The 16,486-nt window shown below is 36.3% G+C and carries 10 protein-coding genes and 1 pseudogene; all 11 read left to right on the forward strand.

The annotated features are described in order from the left end of the window. Nucleotides 1-38: 38 nt before the first annotated feature. The 11 genes and pseudogenes from MHB53_RS22525 (at nucleotide 39) to MHB53_RS22575 (ending at nucleotide 16,387) form a co-directional block, all read left to right on the forward strand. On the forward strand, nucleotides 39-1,349 hold the full coding sequence (locus MHB53_RS22525) for an extracellular solute-binding protein (protein WP_340922669.1): 1,311 nt from the start codon (nucleotides 39-41) through the stop codon (nucleotides 1,347-1,349). A gap of 70 nt (nucleotides 1,350-1,419) precedes the next feature. Beyond that, a complete protein-coding gene (locus MHB53_RS22530; protein WP_340922671.1) occupies nucleotides 1,420-2,298 on the forward strand; it encodes a carbohydrate ABC transporter permease in 879 nt (292 codons plus the stop codon). Nucleotides 2,299-2,389: 91 nt separating this feature from the next. Next, on the forward strand, nucleotides 2,390-3,190 hold the full coding sequence (locus tag MHB53_RS22535) for a carbohydrate ABC transporter permease (RefSeq protein WP_445661541.1): 801 nt from the start codon (nucleotides 2,390-2,392) through the stop codon (nucleotides 3,188-3,190). 69 nt (nucleotides 3,191-3,259) lie between these two features. Next, nucleotides 3,260-4,873: a glycoside hydrolase family 43 protein gene (locus MHB53_RS22540; RefSeq protein ID WP_340922677.1), complete on the forward strand. Its 1,614-nt coding sequence runs from the start codon at nucleotides 3,260-3,262 to the stop codon at nucleotides 4,871-4,873. Between the two features lie 304 nt (nucleotides 4,874-5,177). Next, a complete protein-coding gene (locus MHB53_RS22545) occupies nucleotides 5,178-7,214 on the forward strand; it encodes an alpha-glucuronidase family glycosyl hydrolase (RefSeq protein ID WP_445661542.1) in 2,037 nt (678 codons plus the stop codon). A gap of 288 nt (nucleotides 7,215-7,502) precedes the next feature. After that, nucleotides 7,503-8,450, forward strand: coding sequence for an ABC transporter permease (locus MHB53_RS22550; protein WP_340922682.1), 948 nt, complete (start codon nucleotides 7,503-7,505; stop codon nucleotides 8,448-8,450). 15 nt (nucleotides 8,451-8,465) lie between these two features. Further along, complete coding sequence (locus MHB53_RS22555) at nucleotides 8,466-9,338, forward strand: carbohydrate ABC transporter permease (protein WP_340922685.1); 873 nt, start codon at nucleotides 8,466-8,468, stop codon at nucleotides 9,336-9,338. Between the two features lie 108 nt (nucleotides 9,339-9,446). Continuing rightward, nucleotides 9,447-11,081: an ABC transporter substrate-binding protein gene (locus tag MHB53_RS22560; protein WP_340922687.1), complete on the forward strand. Its 1,635-nt coding sequence runs from the start codon at nucleotides 9,447-9,449 to the stop codon at nucleotides 11,079-11,081. Nucleotides 11,082-11,311: 230 nt separating this feature from the next. Further along, nucleotides 11,312-11,992: a YesL family protein gene (locus MHB53_RS22565; RefSeq protein ID WP_340922689.1), complete on the forward strand. Its 681-nt coding sequence runs from the start codon at nucleotides 11,312-11,314 to the stop codon at nucleotides 11,990-11,992. Between the two features lie 99 nt (nucleotides 11,993-12,091). Continuing rightward, entirely contained in the window at nucleotides 12,092-12,886 is a 795-nt protein-coding gene (locus MHB53_RS22570) for a Nif3-like dinuclear metal center hexameric protein (RefSeq protein WP_340922691.1), read from the forward strand. A gap of 43 nt (nucleotides 12,887-12,929) precedes the next feature. Continuing rightward, nucleotides 12,930-16,387 (forward strand): annotated as a pseudogene (locus MHB53_RS22575) (glycoside hydrolase family 2 TIM barrel-domain containing protein). The last annotated feature ends 99 nt before the right edge of the window (nucleotides 16,388-16,486 follow it).

The raw sequence follows: 16,486 nt of genomic DNA on the forward strand, positions 1-16,486 counted from the left end.
AAACTTTATACAAATGAATCATCAAGGGGGAGAAAATAATGATAAATAGAGCGCATACGTTAATATTGGTTTCCGTACTCGTTTTGGCAGTAGTCTTATCAGCTTGTACATCTTCAAATAAAGATGCCGGAGCTGGGGATAGTAAAGCTACTGAAAAAAAAATTAAGTTTATGCATTTATGGCCATCTGGAAGCTCTAAACAACAAAATATGATTGTCGAAGATATTATTAAACAGTTTGAAGCAGAAAACGAAGGTGTAAAAGTCGAGGTTGAGATACTTGAAAATGAACAATATAAAAATAAAATCAAAGTACTTTCCTCTTCAAATGATCTACCGGATGTCGGTTTTACTTGGGCAGCTGGGTACTTGAAGCCATTTGTAAAGGGAGAACTATTAGCTCCACTAGATGATGTGTTGGATGGTGGATTAAAAGATGCATTCGTATCAGGGACAACGGAAGCATATGCGATCGATGGCAAGACATATGGATTGCCTCTTGAATTAAATATCGCCCCCATTTATTACAATAAAAGCATTTTTGATAAATATAGTTTAGAAGTGCCTGAAACGTATGAGCAATTTGAACAAATCGTTAAAACCTTGCGTGAAAACGATATTGCTCCGATTGCGCTTGGCAATAAAGACCGCTGGACAGGCTCTTTATGGTATATGTATTTAGCTGACCGTATTGGTGGATCTGATTTACTCACACAAGCAATTAATCGTGAAGGTTCGTTTGAAGATGAAAGCTTAGTTAAGGCAGCAGAAGAAATTCAAAAACTAGTAAAAGCGAATGCATTTAATAAAGGATTTAATGGCTTGTCAAATGATGAAGGAAAGTCTGAATTTATGAATGATAATGCGGCAATGTATTTGATGGGTACTTGGGAGCTTCCTAACTTAACGACAAATGAAGATATTCCGCAAGAATTTAGAGATAATGCAGGTTTCTTTAAATTCCCGACGGTTAAAGGTGGGAATGGAGATATTGACAGTTGGGTTGGTGGACCTGGTGTGGGATTATTTGTTTCCGAAAAGTCGAAGGTAAAAGACGAAGCGAAGGAATTTGTTACATTCTTTGTTGAAAGATGGGGAGAGCAGGCAGTAACAAATGCTGGGGTCATTCCTGCCACGAAAGTAGACACTGCTAAGGTAGATTTGCCAGATCTTTATATTGATGTTCTTAACGAATTGAATAAAGCAAGCAACTTAACATTATTTGCGGATGTTCAAATGAGTGCATCTGTTGCAGAAACACACTTAAACTTAATTCAGTCTTTGTTTGGTAATGAAGTGTCGCCAGAAGACTTTGCTAAACAGCATGAAAAGGCACTAGCTGAGGAATAACTACATTGAAAGGACATATCTTCCACTCGGTATGTCCTTTCATATATTAAAAATGAAAGGAGTAACATAAATGAATAGAGTCATGTCAAATAAAAAAGTGATTGCTTTATATACAATTCCTGCCTTGTTCTTAATAATTGGTTTAATATATGTACCTATCATTTTAACAGGCTATTACGGACTGATGAAATGGGATGGAGTCGGCTCAATGGAATTTATAGGACTTGATAATTATAAGAAACTTATTAGCGACTCCATGTTTTGGAAAAGTGCCTATCATTCCTTTTTATTAGCACTCTTTTCAACAATGAGTCTTGTGATTTATTTACTCATATCAATTGTTCTTTCGGGAAAAATTAAAGGTGCAGATTTTTTACGAAAGGTATATTTAATTCCTATGTTACTTGCATCAGTGGCAATTGCACAACTTTGGATGAAAATTTATCATCCGACAAACGGGATTTTAAATACGATGCTCATGTCATTAGGAGTAGATGATCCACCAGCTTGGCTAGCAGACTCTAATATCGTTCTATTGGCTATTTTCATTCCGATTTTATGGCAATATGCAGGGTTTTATATATTGATTTATTATGCAGCATTAAAAAATATTCCAGAATCGCTCATGGAAGCTGCGAGAATAGATGGTGCAACACCACTACAAATTGCATTAAAAATCAAAATACCATTAATCATGAATGTCATTATGGTCACAATCGTACTAGCTGTCGTGGGGTCGTTAAAGTATTTTGATTTAATTTATGTGATGACAGATGGTGGGCCTAATGGAGCCAGTGAAGTAATGGCATCCTATATGTATCATAAAGCTTTCAGAGGATTTGACTTTGGTTATGGAAGTGCTATTGGATTTTTTCTATTAATTATTTGCCTTGTCGTTACATGGATCATACGCAAGGTGACGACGCCTAAGGAAGAAATTGAATTTTAAAGGAGGAGACAATATGAACATCAATACGAGTGCTGCAACCTCCACTAAACAACTGAAGCGAACGAGCACCAATCGGATTGCATACGGAACCATGTATATGTTGCTAGCAATTGTTGCTGTCTTTCAAATATTTCCGATCATCTGGCTTTTCCTTTTTTCATTGAAAAATAATCAGGAAGTATTTAATATGTCGCCATTCGCGATCCCAACTAATCCTAAGTGGGAAAACTACGTGAAGGTTTGGGTAGAAGGCAATATTAGTCAATACTTTTTTAATAGTGTCGTATACACATTGGCAGCAGTTATACTAACCGTTTTGCTTGCGAGTATGGTTACATTTACGATAACACGGATGAAGTGGAAGTGGAGCAAGCTAACATTAGGTTTATTCATGGTTGGTTTAATGATACCTGTGCACTCTACATTAATTCCGTTATTTAGTACTTTTTCAAAGCTGAATTTGATAGATAACCCAATTGCTATCATACTTTCCTACACTGCTTTTAACTTACCAATCACAATAATGATATTATTGGGTTTTTATCAGACATTACCAAGAGAAGTAGAAGAGGCAGCAATTATGGATGGCGCATCCATTCATAGGCTGTTTTTCCAGATTACTTTGCCAATGACAACGCCCGTCATGGCGACCGCCGGCATTATCAATATGATCTATAACTGGAATGAATTTGTATTTGTAAACACATTTATCAGCTCCGATCGATTCAAAACACTCACGGTTGGTATCCAGAATTTTATTGGTCAATATACAACTGATTGGGGAGCGATCGGTGCTACATTAATGATTAGTATTATTCCTATATTGCTAGCCTTCCTTTTATTAAGCAATCGAATTGTTGAAGGTATTGCAGCTGGCTCTGTAAAAGGTTGAAAAAGTTGTGTACTAGTATGGCACACTCTATGAAAGTGATTACATTAATATAAGTGGAGGTTTTTGAATATGACAAAAATTCTTAATCCAATTTTGACAGGTTTTCATCCAGATCCGAGTATATGTCGTGTAGGAGAGGATTATTACATCGCCGTATCCACGTTTGAGTGGTTTCCGGGTGTCGGAATTTTTCACTCGAAGGATTTGAAAAACTGGCATATTGTGAGTAGACCATTAAATAGGCTAAGTCAATTGAATATGATCGGAAATCCAGATTCTGGTGGAGTTTGGGCTCCGCAACTATCGTATAGTGATGGTCAATTTTGGCTTATTTATACGGATGTAAAGGTGACGGAAGGTCAATGGAAAGACTGTCATAATTACTTAGTAACGAGTGAAACAATCGATGGTGATTGGTCAGAACCTATATATTTGAATAGTTCCGGCTTTGACCCTTCGCTTTATCATGAGGAAGATGGTAAAAAATACTTGGCTAATATGTTCTGGGATCATCGGAAGAATAAGCATAATTTTTATGGCATCGTTCTTCAAGAATACGATCCAAAAGAACAAAAACTAGTCGGTAAATCGGAGATTATATTTAAAGGCACCGACATAATGCTGACGGAAGCACCTCATATTTATAAAATCGATGGCTATTATTATTTATTAACTGCGGAAGGCGGCACGAAATATGATCATGCAGCGACAATAGCAAGATCGAAAAATCTGTGGGGGCCATACGAAGTTCATCCGGAAAATCCGCTTATTACAGGTTGGGCAACACCGCGAAATCCTTTGCAAAAAGCGGGACATGCCTCGATCGTTCATACGCACACAGATGAATGGTTTTTAGTTCATTTGACAGGGCGTCCATTACCTAAAGAAGGTCAGCCGCTATTAGATCATCGTGGTTACTGTCCACTTGGAAGAGAAACCGCTATCCAAAGGCTGGAATGGAAAGACGGCTGGCCTTATGTTGTAGGAGGGAATTTTCCAGCATTAGAGATTGAAGGTCCGAATATGGAAGAGGTACGATGGGATGCAGATTATCCTGAGAAAGATGACTTTGATGCTGCTACATTGAATCTTCATTTCCAATCTTTACGAATTCCATTAGATGAAAAGACTGTTTCACTAAAAGCCAATCCTGGTCATTTACGTTTATATGGTAAAGAGTCATTAACGTCTAAATTCACACAGGCTTTTATGGCAAGACGCTGGCAGCATTTTAATTTTAAGGCAGAGACGAAGGTGGCTTTTAATCCAGAGTCGTTCCAACAATCAGCAGGTTTAGTAAACTATTATAACACGCAAAATTGGACATCTTTGCAAATGTCATGGCATGAAGAAAAAGGGAGAATACTAGAATTAATGACTTGTGATCAATTTATTTTTGATCAGCCACTACTTGGAGAGGAAATTCCAATTCCGCTAGATTTAGATTATGTTTATTTACGGGTTGAAGTGATAACAGCTATATATCAATATTCCTATTCTTTTGACGGTAAAAATTGGACAGCAATTCCTGTGAAATTCTCATCCTATAAGCTGTCGGATGATTATATACAAGGAGGAGGATTCTTTACTGGGGCATTTGTTGGTATGCATTGTCAAGATACATCGGGACAAAGTCTCCACGCTGATTTTGATTACTTTGTGTATAAAGAAGAACAGAACTAAATTATTAATATGTGAGGGTGATTTCACCCTCTTTTTCATAGCTCAAACATGTTTATTGCATTTGAATAGAATTTGTTGTTGACAAAATACGACTTAAAAAGCTAGTATGGTAGTGTACTACTTAAATATTCAGATTTATTTTACTTTTTAAATTGTAAGCGTTATCGACGGGTATTAATAATTTGTGCACTCTCGTGAGTAGTTTATATTCCTAAATGAATCGGCAGAAATATAGTAAGCAGTAGAAAAGAGACAGAATAAAAGAATGGAGGATATTCTTATGCAAAATATGAAACAAAAAGTAATGGAAGCAAATAGTTATAAGGCATGGTTGCAATACGCCCGAAAAATAGAAAATAAGCAAAAGGACTATTATTCAGCTTATTTTCAAGCGATTACTTATTTTGAAGAATCAGAAGTAATCGATGCTGCTATCCAAGAATTAGCACGGGCAGTAAAAGGGATGTTAGACATAAGTCCTGATATCAAAAAGGGTTCGATTGACGAACAATCAGCAGGAATTATCCTTAAGGTAAATTCGACATATGTGACCAAGGAGCAGCAAAGATATAGCAAACAATTAGACGCATATCAAATAAAACAAGATGATGAACAGATTATCATTAGTAGTGGCTCTGATAAAGGGATTTTATATGGAGTATTCCATTTACTTAAAATCGTTCAGTCAGATGAATCGCTTGAAGGGATGTTGATTAGTGAAAAACCACGGAATCAGCTCCGGATGATTAATCAATGGGATAATATGGATGGAAGTATTGAAAGAGGGTATGCTGGCTCATCCATTTTTTATCAAGACAATCAATTTATTGGCGACGGTAAACGGATTGAGGATTATGCAAGATTACTATCCTCTGTAGGTATTAATGCTATTTCGATTAATAATGTAAACGTACACAAAGTGGAAACTAGATTAATTACAGATCTGCTTCCAGAGGTGAAAAAAACAGCAGCAATTTTTAGAAAATATGGGATCACATTATTTTTAAGTATCAATTATTCTAGCCCAATTGAAATTGGGGGTCTCACTACCGCGGATCCGCTTGATCAGGATGTGCAAGTATGGTGGGCAGAAGCTGCGAAGAATATTTACGCGCAAATTCCTGACTTTGGTGGTTTCGTCGTAAAGGCAGATTCAGAGCACCGACCGGGTCCTTTCACATATGGAAGAGATCACACAGATGGAGCGAATATGCTTGCCAAGGCATTAAAGCCGCATGATGGAATCGTTATTTGGCGCTGTTTTGTTTATAATTGCCTGCAAGATTGGCGTGATCGAAAAACCGATCGTGCAAGAGCTGCATATGATCATTTTCAACCACTTGATGGGCAATTCGCTGATAATGTGATATTACAGGTGAAAAATGGTCCAATGGACTTTCAAGTCAGAGAACCAGTATCACCATTGATCGGCGCTTTGAAAAAAACAAACCATTTGCTTGAATTACAGGTAACGCAGGAGTATACAGGCCAACAAAAGCATCTATGTTATCTCGTACCTCAATGGAAAGAAGTATTAAATTTTGATACATATGCAAATGGAGAAGGTACAGAAATTCACAATATTATAGCTGGTGATGTATACGAGTATCAATATAGTGGTTTGGCGGCCGTTTCTAACATCGGTGCAGATTTGAATTGGACGGGGCATGATTTGGCACAAGCCAATTTGTATGGATATGGTCGTTTATGCTGGGATCCTACTTTGGATACGCAGGAACTGACATTGGAATGGATTCATCAAACCTATGGAAAGTTAGATAGATTAGTAGATTCATTACTGCAAATTATGCTTAAATCATGGGAAATTTACGAGAAATATACTGCTCCCCTTGGTGTTGGCTGGATGGTAAATCCAGGGCATCATTATGGTCCTAATGTAGATGGATATGAATATTCGCTTTGGGGTACGTATCATTATGCCGATCGAGATGGGATCGGAGTAGATCGTACGATAGAGACGGGTACAGGTTATACCGAACAATATTATCAACCGAATGCAGATAGGTATAATTCACTTTTCGACTGTCCGGATGAATTGATTCTTTTTTTTCATCATGTGCCATATACCCATCAGCTTCAATCTGGAAAAACAGTTATTCAAACCATTTATGATACTCATTTTGAAGGGGTTCAAAATGTACAAGCTTTACATGATGAATGGTTAACGTTAGAAGGAGAGATGGATGAACAGCGATTTAAAGCTATTTCCCAACGGTTAAATGACCAATTCGAACATTCAAAACAATGGCGTGACATGATCAATACTTATTTCTATCGAAAATCAGGCATTGAGGATGAACAAGATAGAATAATTTATTGAGAAAAAGCGGAGGCGCCTGTTAACGATGTACGGACAGCATCAACAGGATTATGGGGGCGTCGGTTATCACAGGACATGGCAATTTTAGTCGACGATCCTTTGTTAACATGCTCGAGATAAAGGCGGTCAATGTTGACTTATCGTAGGATGCTTTCTGAAGTTTCCAAGTCGCCGGGTGCTGTACCTAGACAAAGAAAAGCTACTGTGTAGAGCGTGAAATGATGATAGTTATTATTTTAAGGAGTTTATATAGAAAAGTATATTAAAGAATATAGAAGGGGGAGAAATATGGAACCCATAATTGAAATAAAAACGCAGCCTCGAAAAAGTAGATTGGTTCTAGGCCTTCGGGCTATAAAAAAGGATTGGCAACTCTACTCGTTATTAATACTACCAATCCTGTATCTTATCATATTTAAATATGGACCAATGGCTGGAAATATTATTGCCTTCAGAAAATTCGTACCTGGGGGAAGTATATTCGGAGAAAGCTGGGTTGGTCTACATTATGTGAAAATGTTTATAGCTGATCCAACATTTTTAAAGGTTTTTAAAAACACTCTTATTCTTAGTGGTATGACATTACTTATTACTTTTCCAGCCCCAATTATTTTTGCTCTTTTATTAAACGAGTTAAAATCAATGAAATTTAAAAGATTTGTACAAACAGCCTCTTATTTACCGCATTTCTTTTCGGTTGTAATTGTATCTGGAATGATTTTGGAACTAGTAGCTGTAAATGGATCGATTAATAATATTGTAGAACTCTTTACAGGACAAAAGATTAGTTTTATTCAGAAACCTGAATGGTTTAGAACGATCTATATTGGTTCTGAAATATGGCAAGGTCTAGGTTGGGGAGCAATTCTTTATCTTGCCGCGCTTACGGGCATTAGTGAAGAGTTATATGAAGCAGCTAAGATTGATGGAGCAAATCGATGGAAACAGACGATTCATATTACAATTCCAGGAATTCTCCCTACGATTGTTACTTTATTAATTTTAAATATTGGTAGTTTGCTAGCTGTTGGATTTGAAAAAATATTACTGCTTTACAATCCCCTAACCTACAAGACATCTGATGTTATTGCTACCTATGTTTATAGGGTAGGGCTAGAATCTAGTAACTTTAGCTATGCAACAGCCATTGGTCTATTTGAAGGGATAGTGGGACTCATTTTGGTGTTTTCCGCTAATTATATTTCAAAAAGGCTAACAGAAAATAGTTTATGGTAAGGAGGGGGAAGTATTTTGAAGGAATCGGTACAATACAAGGTATTTAAAGTATTTAACGTCATTGTATTATTGCTTATAGTAGCTTTAACATTTTACCCGTTTTTGAACATCGTTGCCCAATCGTTTAGTTCGGAATCATATATAAATTCCGGGAAAGTAAATATATGGCCGAAGGGATTTAACGTAGAAACGTATAAAGTTATTATTAAAGATAATATGTTCTGGATTAACTATAAAAACACAGTAGTTTACACCGTTGTAGGGACGGCATTTCAGATGATAATGACCACGATATTTGCCTATGCTTTATCTAAGAAGCGTCTTATGGGAAGAGGATTTTTCACTATGTTTGCTGTATTTACAATGTTCTTTGGTGGAGGATTAATTCCAAACTATGTCTTAGTTCAGTCACTTGGATTTGGTAATACGATGTGGGCGATTGTAGTACCAGGAGCGATCAGTGTTTTTAATATGTTAATAATGAAAGCGTTTTTTCAAAATATTCCTGATGAACTTGAGGAAGCTGCAATTATGGATGGATCTAGTACATATGGAACTTTGTTCAGAATAGTACTACCTCTTTCCTTACCAATTATTGCAACAATGATTCTGTTTTATTCTGTAGGAAATTGGAATGCGTGGTTCCCAGCGTTTCTTTATCTTGAGGATAAAGAACTGTTTCCTGTACAAATTTATTTGAGAAATTTAATAAAGGGCGCTGAAAGTAGTCGTACTGCAGGTGCGTCTAGTGCAGATAACCTTACCCAAATTTCTGCAAATATTAAAGCCGTAACAATGGTTTTAACTGTGCTTCCAATCTTATGTGTTTATCCCTTTGTGCAAAAATATTTCGTTTCTGGTGTAATGTTGGGGTCTGTAAAAGGGTAACCACATCTTGTATTAGTTAAGATAAAGCATTTTTGTGAAATAAGGGGGTGATTTACTTAGGATTACTCTGTATTACCTGAATTCAATTAAAAATGGGGGGAATAACGAATGAATAATCGGTTCAAAAAGCTATTGTACTTAATCTCTTTCTTGTCGATCATTAGTTTACTATTAGTTGCTTGCAATAATTCAGAAAAAACCGAAGGAAACAAGAAAGCCGCAGTACCTAAAAGTGAGAATGCAGTAGAAGAATACGGAGTAGATGATCAATTTAAAGCAAAGGAGGAGTTAACCTTTTCCATGATGTTTAGTGATCATCCTAACTATCCTTACAAAAAAGACTGGCTTTTAATTGAAGAGATTAAGAAAAGAACAAATGTAAATTTAGACATGACAATCATACCAATGAGTGATTATTCACAAAAAAGGAGTTTACTTATAAGTAGTGGGGACGCACCTTTAATCATCCCTAAAACTTACCCAGGTGAAGAAACACCATTTGTAGCTTCAGGTACAATTCTGCCAATAAGTGATTATGTTGACTTAATGCCAAACTTTAAAGACAAAGTAGAAAAGTGGAATATAGAGCCATTCTTAGAAGGGTTACGGAAAGAGGATGGTAAATATTACTTGCTCCCTGGTTTGCATGAGGATGTTTGGCCTGATTATACGCTTGCAATTAGGACGGATATAGTCGAAGAATTGGGATTGGAAATGCCAACAACATGGGATGAACTAGAAACTATATTAGTAGCAATGAAAAAAGCTTACCCTGATTCTATTCCATTCTCTGATAGATGGCAATTCAATAGCACTCTGAATGTAGCTGCTACAGGCTTTGGAACCGCGGCTGGTTGGGGGTTAGGATCTGCTTTAAAGTATGACGAAGGGAAAGATGAGTTTTCATTTGCACCAGCAACAGAAGAATACAAAACGATGTTAACGTATTTCCATGGTCTTGTTGAAAAAGGTTTACTTGATCCAGAAAGTGTAACGCAAGATGATGATCAAGCTATGAAAAAGTTTATCAATGGAGAGTCATTTGTAATCGGTGCCAATTCACAAACGGTTGTTGATTATCGAAAGGATATGAATGAAACTTTAGGAGAAGACAAATTCTCCATTAAGAAAATAATTGCACCTGGTGGACCAGAAGGACAGCTAATGGGAGGATCTAAATTAGAAAATGGTCTGATGATTTCTGCGAAGGCGAAAGATGATCCTAACTTTGAAGCATTACTACAATTTATTGATTGGTTATGGTATAGCGATGAAGGTCAAGAATTTGCTAAATGGGGTGTAGAAGACGTTACTTATACTAAAAATGATGAAGGTAAACGTGTTCTTACTGATGATGTTAATTATGTTGGTCTAAATCCAGCTGGGGCGAAAGCATTGAATGTTGATTTTGGATTCTCTGGCGGAAACATTGCCTACGGTGGTACTACAGAGCTTCTTCATTCTATGTTCAGTGAAGAAGAAATTGAATTCCAAGATGCAATGCGTGATACGAAAGAACTTGTATTACCAGACCCGCCAATTAAGTATGAGGAAATGGAACTTGAACAAGCAAATCTATTAAGTACACCTTTAAAAGACTTTGTCGGCACAGCGACTTATGAATTCATCTTAGGGGATCGTGATTTATCCAAATGGGAGGAATTTGTAACCGAGTTGGAGAGCATGGGGATGCAGGATTATGTTGATTTAGCAAATAAAGTATACAAAAATCAAAACAAATAAAACGATTGAATAAGGAATAACTGTCTGCAATAAGATAGTAACAGAAATTTACCTAGGTCTTTGAATCCTTAGTGGGAGTTACCAATCAGGTAGGGTCTATTCCCTACCTGATTCCTCGATGTTTAGCTTGCCGAAATGAATTTACTTAACGAATATCAAGAGTATTCTTTAAATAAAGTATTATACATAAAAATTGATTTATTACAATTAAAAGAAGGATGAACTAACGTATGGACAATCGTAAAGAATTTGGTCAAGGAATATTTTTTGTTATCTCAAATTATATCTATTGGTTAATGTTAATCAATATTTACTTTGTATTTTGCAATATTATTTTTTTATTTTTCTTCATGACATTAGAACCTGTTTTTTCAAATCTTATCATTATTTTCATAGCATTAATCCCAACTGGACCTGCCATCATGGCACTTTGCTATGTAATGGATAAATTAGTTTGTGAAAAAGAAGTTTCTCCTACTAGAGACTTTTTCTATGGCTATAAACTTAATTTTAAAGATACATTAAAAGTGTGGATACCAATGCTTGCCCTGATATTTATTCTAATCATTGATTTGCAATATTTTTATGAGGATAGTACTGCAACCAATCAAGTATTAAGCATTGTATTTTTAGTTGTCCTGACTTTACTCATTTGTCTCTCGTTTTATGTATTCCCGATCACTGCAAAATTTAAATTTAGAACTAGGGACATATTTAAACTCTCAATCTATTATAGTTTTAAAAAGCTGAAAATCAGTCTTGGTAATATTGGAATTATGATAATAGGATTATTTCTAATGTTTATGACATCAAATTTTCTTATTTTATTTATAGTAGGCGTTCTAAGTTATGTATTAACATTAAATAGTAAAGAGGTTATTGAAGATATTAAATTAAACTACACTAAGTAAATTGGGAATAAAGCAACCAAGGAAGCGTATCTGTTTAATTACTATGTATGAATGGTTAGCATTCATTCGAATTTCTGTTTGAAGGTAGGTAATAGATTAATGACAACGACAATTAAAAATGTATTAGATCAATTAATGGAACCTGTACAAAAAATAGAAATTACAGTGGATGCACTTGAATATGGGCATGAGGAAACTCTTGTAAAGGGTATTGCTACAACATTTATGGCTACGAATGATGTGATTCAACAAGCAAGGGATTTAGGGGTAAATCTGCTTATCACTCATGAAGGGATGTATTATAGTCATCATGATAAAAAGGATAGATGGCTAAATGATCCTGTATACCTTGAGAAAAAGGGGCTTGTTGAAAAATCGAATATGGCAATTTTCCGATTTCATGATTATTTTCATTCGTACAAGCCTGACGGTATAATGACCGGCTTACTTCACAGTTTGAGTTGGGAAACTTATATAGAAAAGGATCAAATCAATGCATCCATACTTTCCCTACCTGGCATGTCATTAGGAGAAATGGCAGAATACGTAAAATCGAAGCTGAATATTTCGTATGTTCGGGTTGTTGGTGATTTGTCATTGATGTGCGAGCGTGTAGGTGTATTAGTCGGCTACAGAGGAGGGGGAGAAAATGCTATACCCTTATATAATCAAGAACAGCTCGATTTGATTATTTCGGGGGAAGGACCTGAATGGGAAACGCCAGAATACGTGAGGGATGCAGTACAGCAAGGACGAAAAAAGGCCTTAATCGTACTGGGGCATGCCGAAAGTGAGAAATCCGGTATGAAATATTTAGCCAAACAAATTCAATCGATATATCCCAATATTCCCGTACATTTTATCGATGAAAATCCAGTCTTCCAAGTAGTATAAAGGTTAACTTTTAAAAAAATGAAGAGATGGTGATTTATCAAACATGAATAAGAAAATGCTATTTAATGACGGTTGGGAATTTGCCAAAAGTAATCTAGAAGTAACTAATAGTACTCATCTGCAATTTGAACCGGTTGATATCCCCCATGATTGGCTTATCTATAATACATTAAATCTTCATGAAAACAGCATAGGTTGGTATCGTAAGAGATTTATGTGTAAGAAAGATAAAGAGCAAATTCTCTTGTGTTTTGATGGAGTTTATATGGATTCTTCAGTATATGTGAATCAACAGTTTGTAGGAGAATGGAAATACGGTTATTCCTCTTTTGAACATGAGATAACAGATGCAGTTGTGGAAGGGGAAAATGAAATTCTTGTAAAAGTAGTTTATCAAAGCCCAAATAGCAGATGGTACTCCGGTGCTGGTATTTACCGTAATGTATGGCTGAAGATAAGAGGTAAAAATTATATTGCAACAGATGGTATTTATATAACAACGAAACAGCAAGATGCTGGGTGGCAGGTTGAAGTCGATACAGACATTAACATCAGTGAAGACTTACAAATTTCCCATACAATCATATATAAGGGACAGGAGGTTGCCGCATCTTCAGGGAGGGTTGTTGCAGGTAGTGATTCAAGCGCAAAAAGTCATCAAACCCTATTTGTTAGAGCCCCTTTTTTATGGAGCACGGATGAGCCTAATCTTTATCAGCTTATCACGGAAATACAGCTGGATGTGGGAGCTAATGATGAAAATCGGAGGAAGGAAGTAATAGAATCCGTATCTCAAAATATTGGGTTTCGAAGTATCGTCCTTGACCCTCAGGAAGGTTTTAAGCTTAATGGACGTAAGATGAAATTAAACGGGGTCTGTGAACATCACGATTTAGGAGCCTTGGGAGCTGCTTTTAATAAAGTTGCTCTAAAAAGAAGATTAGAGATATTGAAAGAAATGGGCGTTAACGCGATCAGAACAGCTCATAATATGCCTGCTGTAGAGCTGATGGAATTAGCAGATGAAATGGGATTTCTTGTTGTATCAGAAGCCTTTGATATGTGGGAAAGATCAAAAACACCTTATGATTATGCGAGATTTTTTAAAGAATGGGCATATGTTGATGTGAAAAGTTGGGTCACGCGAGATCGGAATCATCCAAGTTTGTTGATGTGGAGTATCGGGAATGAAATTTATGATACCCATGCAGATGAGAGAGGCCAGGAAATAACAAAAATGCTCATGGAATATGTACAAAAATATGATTCGAAAGAAAATGCAATCGTTACCATCGGGTCGAATTATATGCCATGGGAAAACGCTCAAAAATGTGCTGATATTGTTAAAATTGCTGGATATAATTATGCAGAAAAATATTATCAAAAACATCATAAGGAACATCCAGATTGGATCATTTATGGAAGTGAGACATCCTCTGTCGTCCAAAGTAGGGGCATCTATCATTTTCCATTTGAAAAGTCTATTTTAGCAGATGATGATGAACAATGTTCTTCTCTTGGAAATAGCACGACGAGTTGGGGGGCGAAGTCGGCGGAAGCATGTATTTTAGCAGAAAGAGATACACCTTTCTCCTTAGGTCAGTTTCTATGGACTGGATTTGACTATATTGGCGAACCTACCCCATATCATACGAAGAATTCATATTTTGGGCAGATTGATACAGCTACATTTAAGAAAGACTCTTTTTACATCTATCAAGCAGCATGGACAGACTACAAGAAAAAACCAATGGTTCACCTTTTCCCCTATTGGGACTTTAATGAAGGGCAAATCATGGATATTCGTGTATGCTCTAATGCACCTAAAGTTGAACTACAATTAAATGGTCGTACAGTAGGTACCCATGATATTGACCATGATCATGGAACAGAGCTCGTGGGATGGTGGAAGGTCCCGTATGAACAAGGGGAATTAAAAGCAATAGCTTATGATGAAACAGATGAAATTATTGCCACAGATGTGAGAAGATCTTTTGGTGATGCGAAAAAGATCTGTTTGAATGCTGATAAAAAAGAACTTATTGCAAATGGTACGGATTTAATTTTTGTAGAAATTAACGTGGAGGATGAACAAGGCCATACTGTGGAGAATGCAAATAATCGTGTTTCTGTTCACGTATCTGGTGCGGGTCGTTTGCTTGGCTTAGATAATGGAGACAGTACGGATTATGATCAATATAAAGCGCTGAGCAGGAGATTATTCAGTGGTAAATTAATGGTAATCATAGGATCCACATTAGAACCTGGAACAATCCAATTCGAGGTAACTTCTCCAGGTTTGAAAAGTAAGATTGTGGAATTTGAGTCCCTTCCAATGAAAGATGAGGTTGCAGTGGGAATATCTGCAAGTAGTAGGAATCAGGATTTACCATATGTTATGGGGAACAAGGAAGAAATACCACTTCGAAAGATTGAAATTATTAGCGATTCAGGGCAAGCGTTTGATCAATCAAGAAAAGAGATTAGTGTACAAGCAAGATTATATCCAGAAGATACTTCTTATCAAGAAGTAAGGTGGAGTGTCGTGAATGATGTTGGGATTGAATCCAATATTTCTAAAGTAGAAGCAGATGGCCATAAAGCGAAGGTAATGGCATTAGGTGATGGCGAATTTCGACTTCGTTGTACAAGTAAAAATGGTACAGAGAAAGTGAAATTAATATCTGAACTAGAATTTAAGGCAGTTAACCTTGGCACCGCCTATAAAGACCCTTATGGATTTATTTCTGGTGGACTATATGACTATCGTAAAGGGGAAGTTGGCAACGGAAATGAAAGGGGAGTAGCCACGAGTAGAGATGGGGAAACTCAAGTAGGTTTTCGCGAAATAGACTTCGGTTCTTATGGTTCAGATATGATTACGATACCGATTTTTGCCTTATCAAGTGAAGAGTATGCCTTGCAAATTTGGGAAGGAATGCCTGATGAAGAGGGAAGTAAATTACTTGCGGATGTAATCTATCAAAAAGAATCCAAGTGGAATGTGTATCAAGCGGAAACCTATCGCTTGTCCAAAAGACTTCGCGGTATTACTTCAATTTGTTTTGTCCTTAATCAGAAGGTACATATTAAAGGATTTTCTTTTGAAAAAAAGAATAGGGCTTTTGAAAAAAACCGAGTGGTAGAATCCGACCAAATCTATGGAGATACATTTGAACTAACGGAGATACATTTGAACTAACGGAGAACAGTGTAGAAGGTATAGGAAATAATGTTTCTTTAGAGTTTGAACATATGGATTTTACAAGCGAAGGTGCTACGAAACTATTCATTTTTGGCAGGTCGCCAATAGAAAAAAATACGATTCATATTCGTTTTTCTGATTCTGGAGAAAATAATCAAATAATAGAATTCATACAGTCCGATGATTATGAAGAGCAAGCATTTGAACTAGAAAAAATAGCAGGAATACAAAAGATAACTTTCATGTTTTTACCAGGAAGTAACTTTGACTTTAGTTGGTTCTGCTTTGAGAAGTAAATATTAAGTAGTAGAGCCGTTATCCATAACGAATTTACGAATCGATAATGGTTTCTTAGGTACAGTGTTAGCATATGGTGGAACAACGGATTGACAGTC

It is taken from the genome of Bacillus sp. FSL K6-3431 (assembly GCF_038002605.1).
Classification (GTDB): domain Bacteria; phylum Bacillota; class Bacilli; order Bacillales; family Bacillaceae_C; genus Lederbergia.

What these genes read in the sequence shown, in the direction of transcription:
- MHB53_RS22525 (WP_340922669.1), top strand. Translation starts at nt 39, where the DNA reads ATGATAAATAGAGCGCATACGTTAATATTGGTTTCCGTACTCGTTTTG.
- MHB53_RS22530 (WP_340922671.1), top strand. Translation starts at nt 1,420, where the DNA reads ATGAATAGAGTCATGTCAAATAAAAAAGTGATTGCTTTATATACAATT.
- MHB53_RS22535 (WP_445661541.1), top strand. Translation starts at nt 2,390, where the DNA reads ATGTATATGTTGCTAGCAATTGTTGCTGTCTTTCAAATATTTCCGATC.
- MHB53_RS22540 (WP_340922677.1), top strand. Translation starts at nt 3,260, where the DNA reads ATGACAAAAATTCTTAATCCAATTTTGACAGGTTTTCATCCAGATCCG.
- MHB53_RS22545 (WP_445661542.1), top strand. Translation starts at nt 5,178, where the DNA reads ATGGAAGCAAATAGTTATAAGGCATGGTTGCAATACGCCCGAAAAATA.
- MHB53_RS22550 (WP_340922682.1), top strand. Translation starts at nt 7,503, where the DNA reads ATGGAACCCATAATTGAAATAAAAACGCAGCCTCGAAAAAGTAGATTG.
- MHB53_RS22560 (WP_340922687.1), top strand. Translation starts at nt 9,447, where the DNA reads ATGAATAATCGGTTCAAAAAGCTATTGTACTTAATCTCTTTCTTGTCG.
- MHB53_RS22565 (WP_340922689.1), top strand. Translation starts at nt 11,312, where the DNA reads ATGGACAATCGTAAAGAATTTGGTCAAGGAATATTTTTTGTTATCTCA.
- MHB53_RS22570 (WP_340922691.1), top strand. Translation starts at nt 12,092, where the DNA reads ATGACAACGACAATTAAAAATGTATTAGATCAATTAATGGAACCTGTA.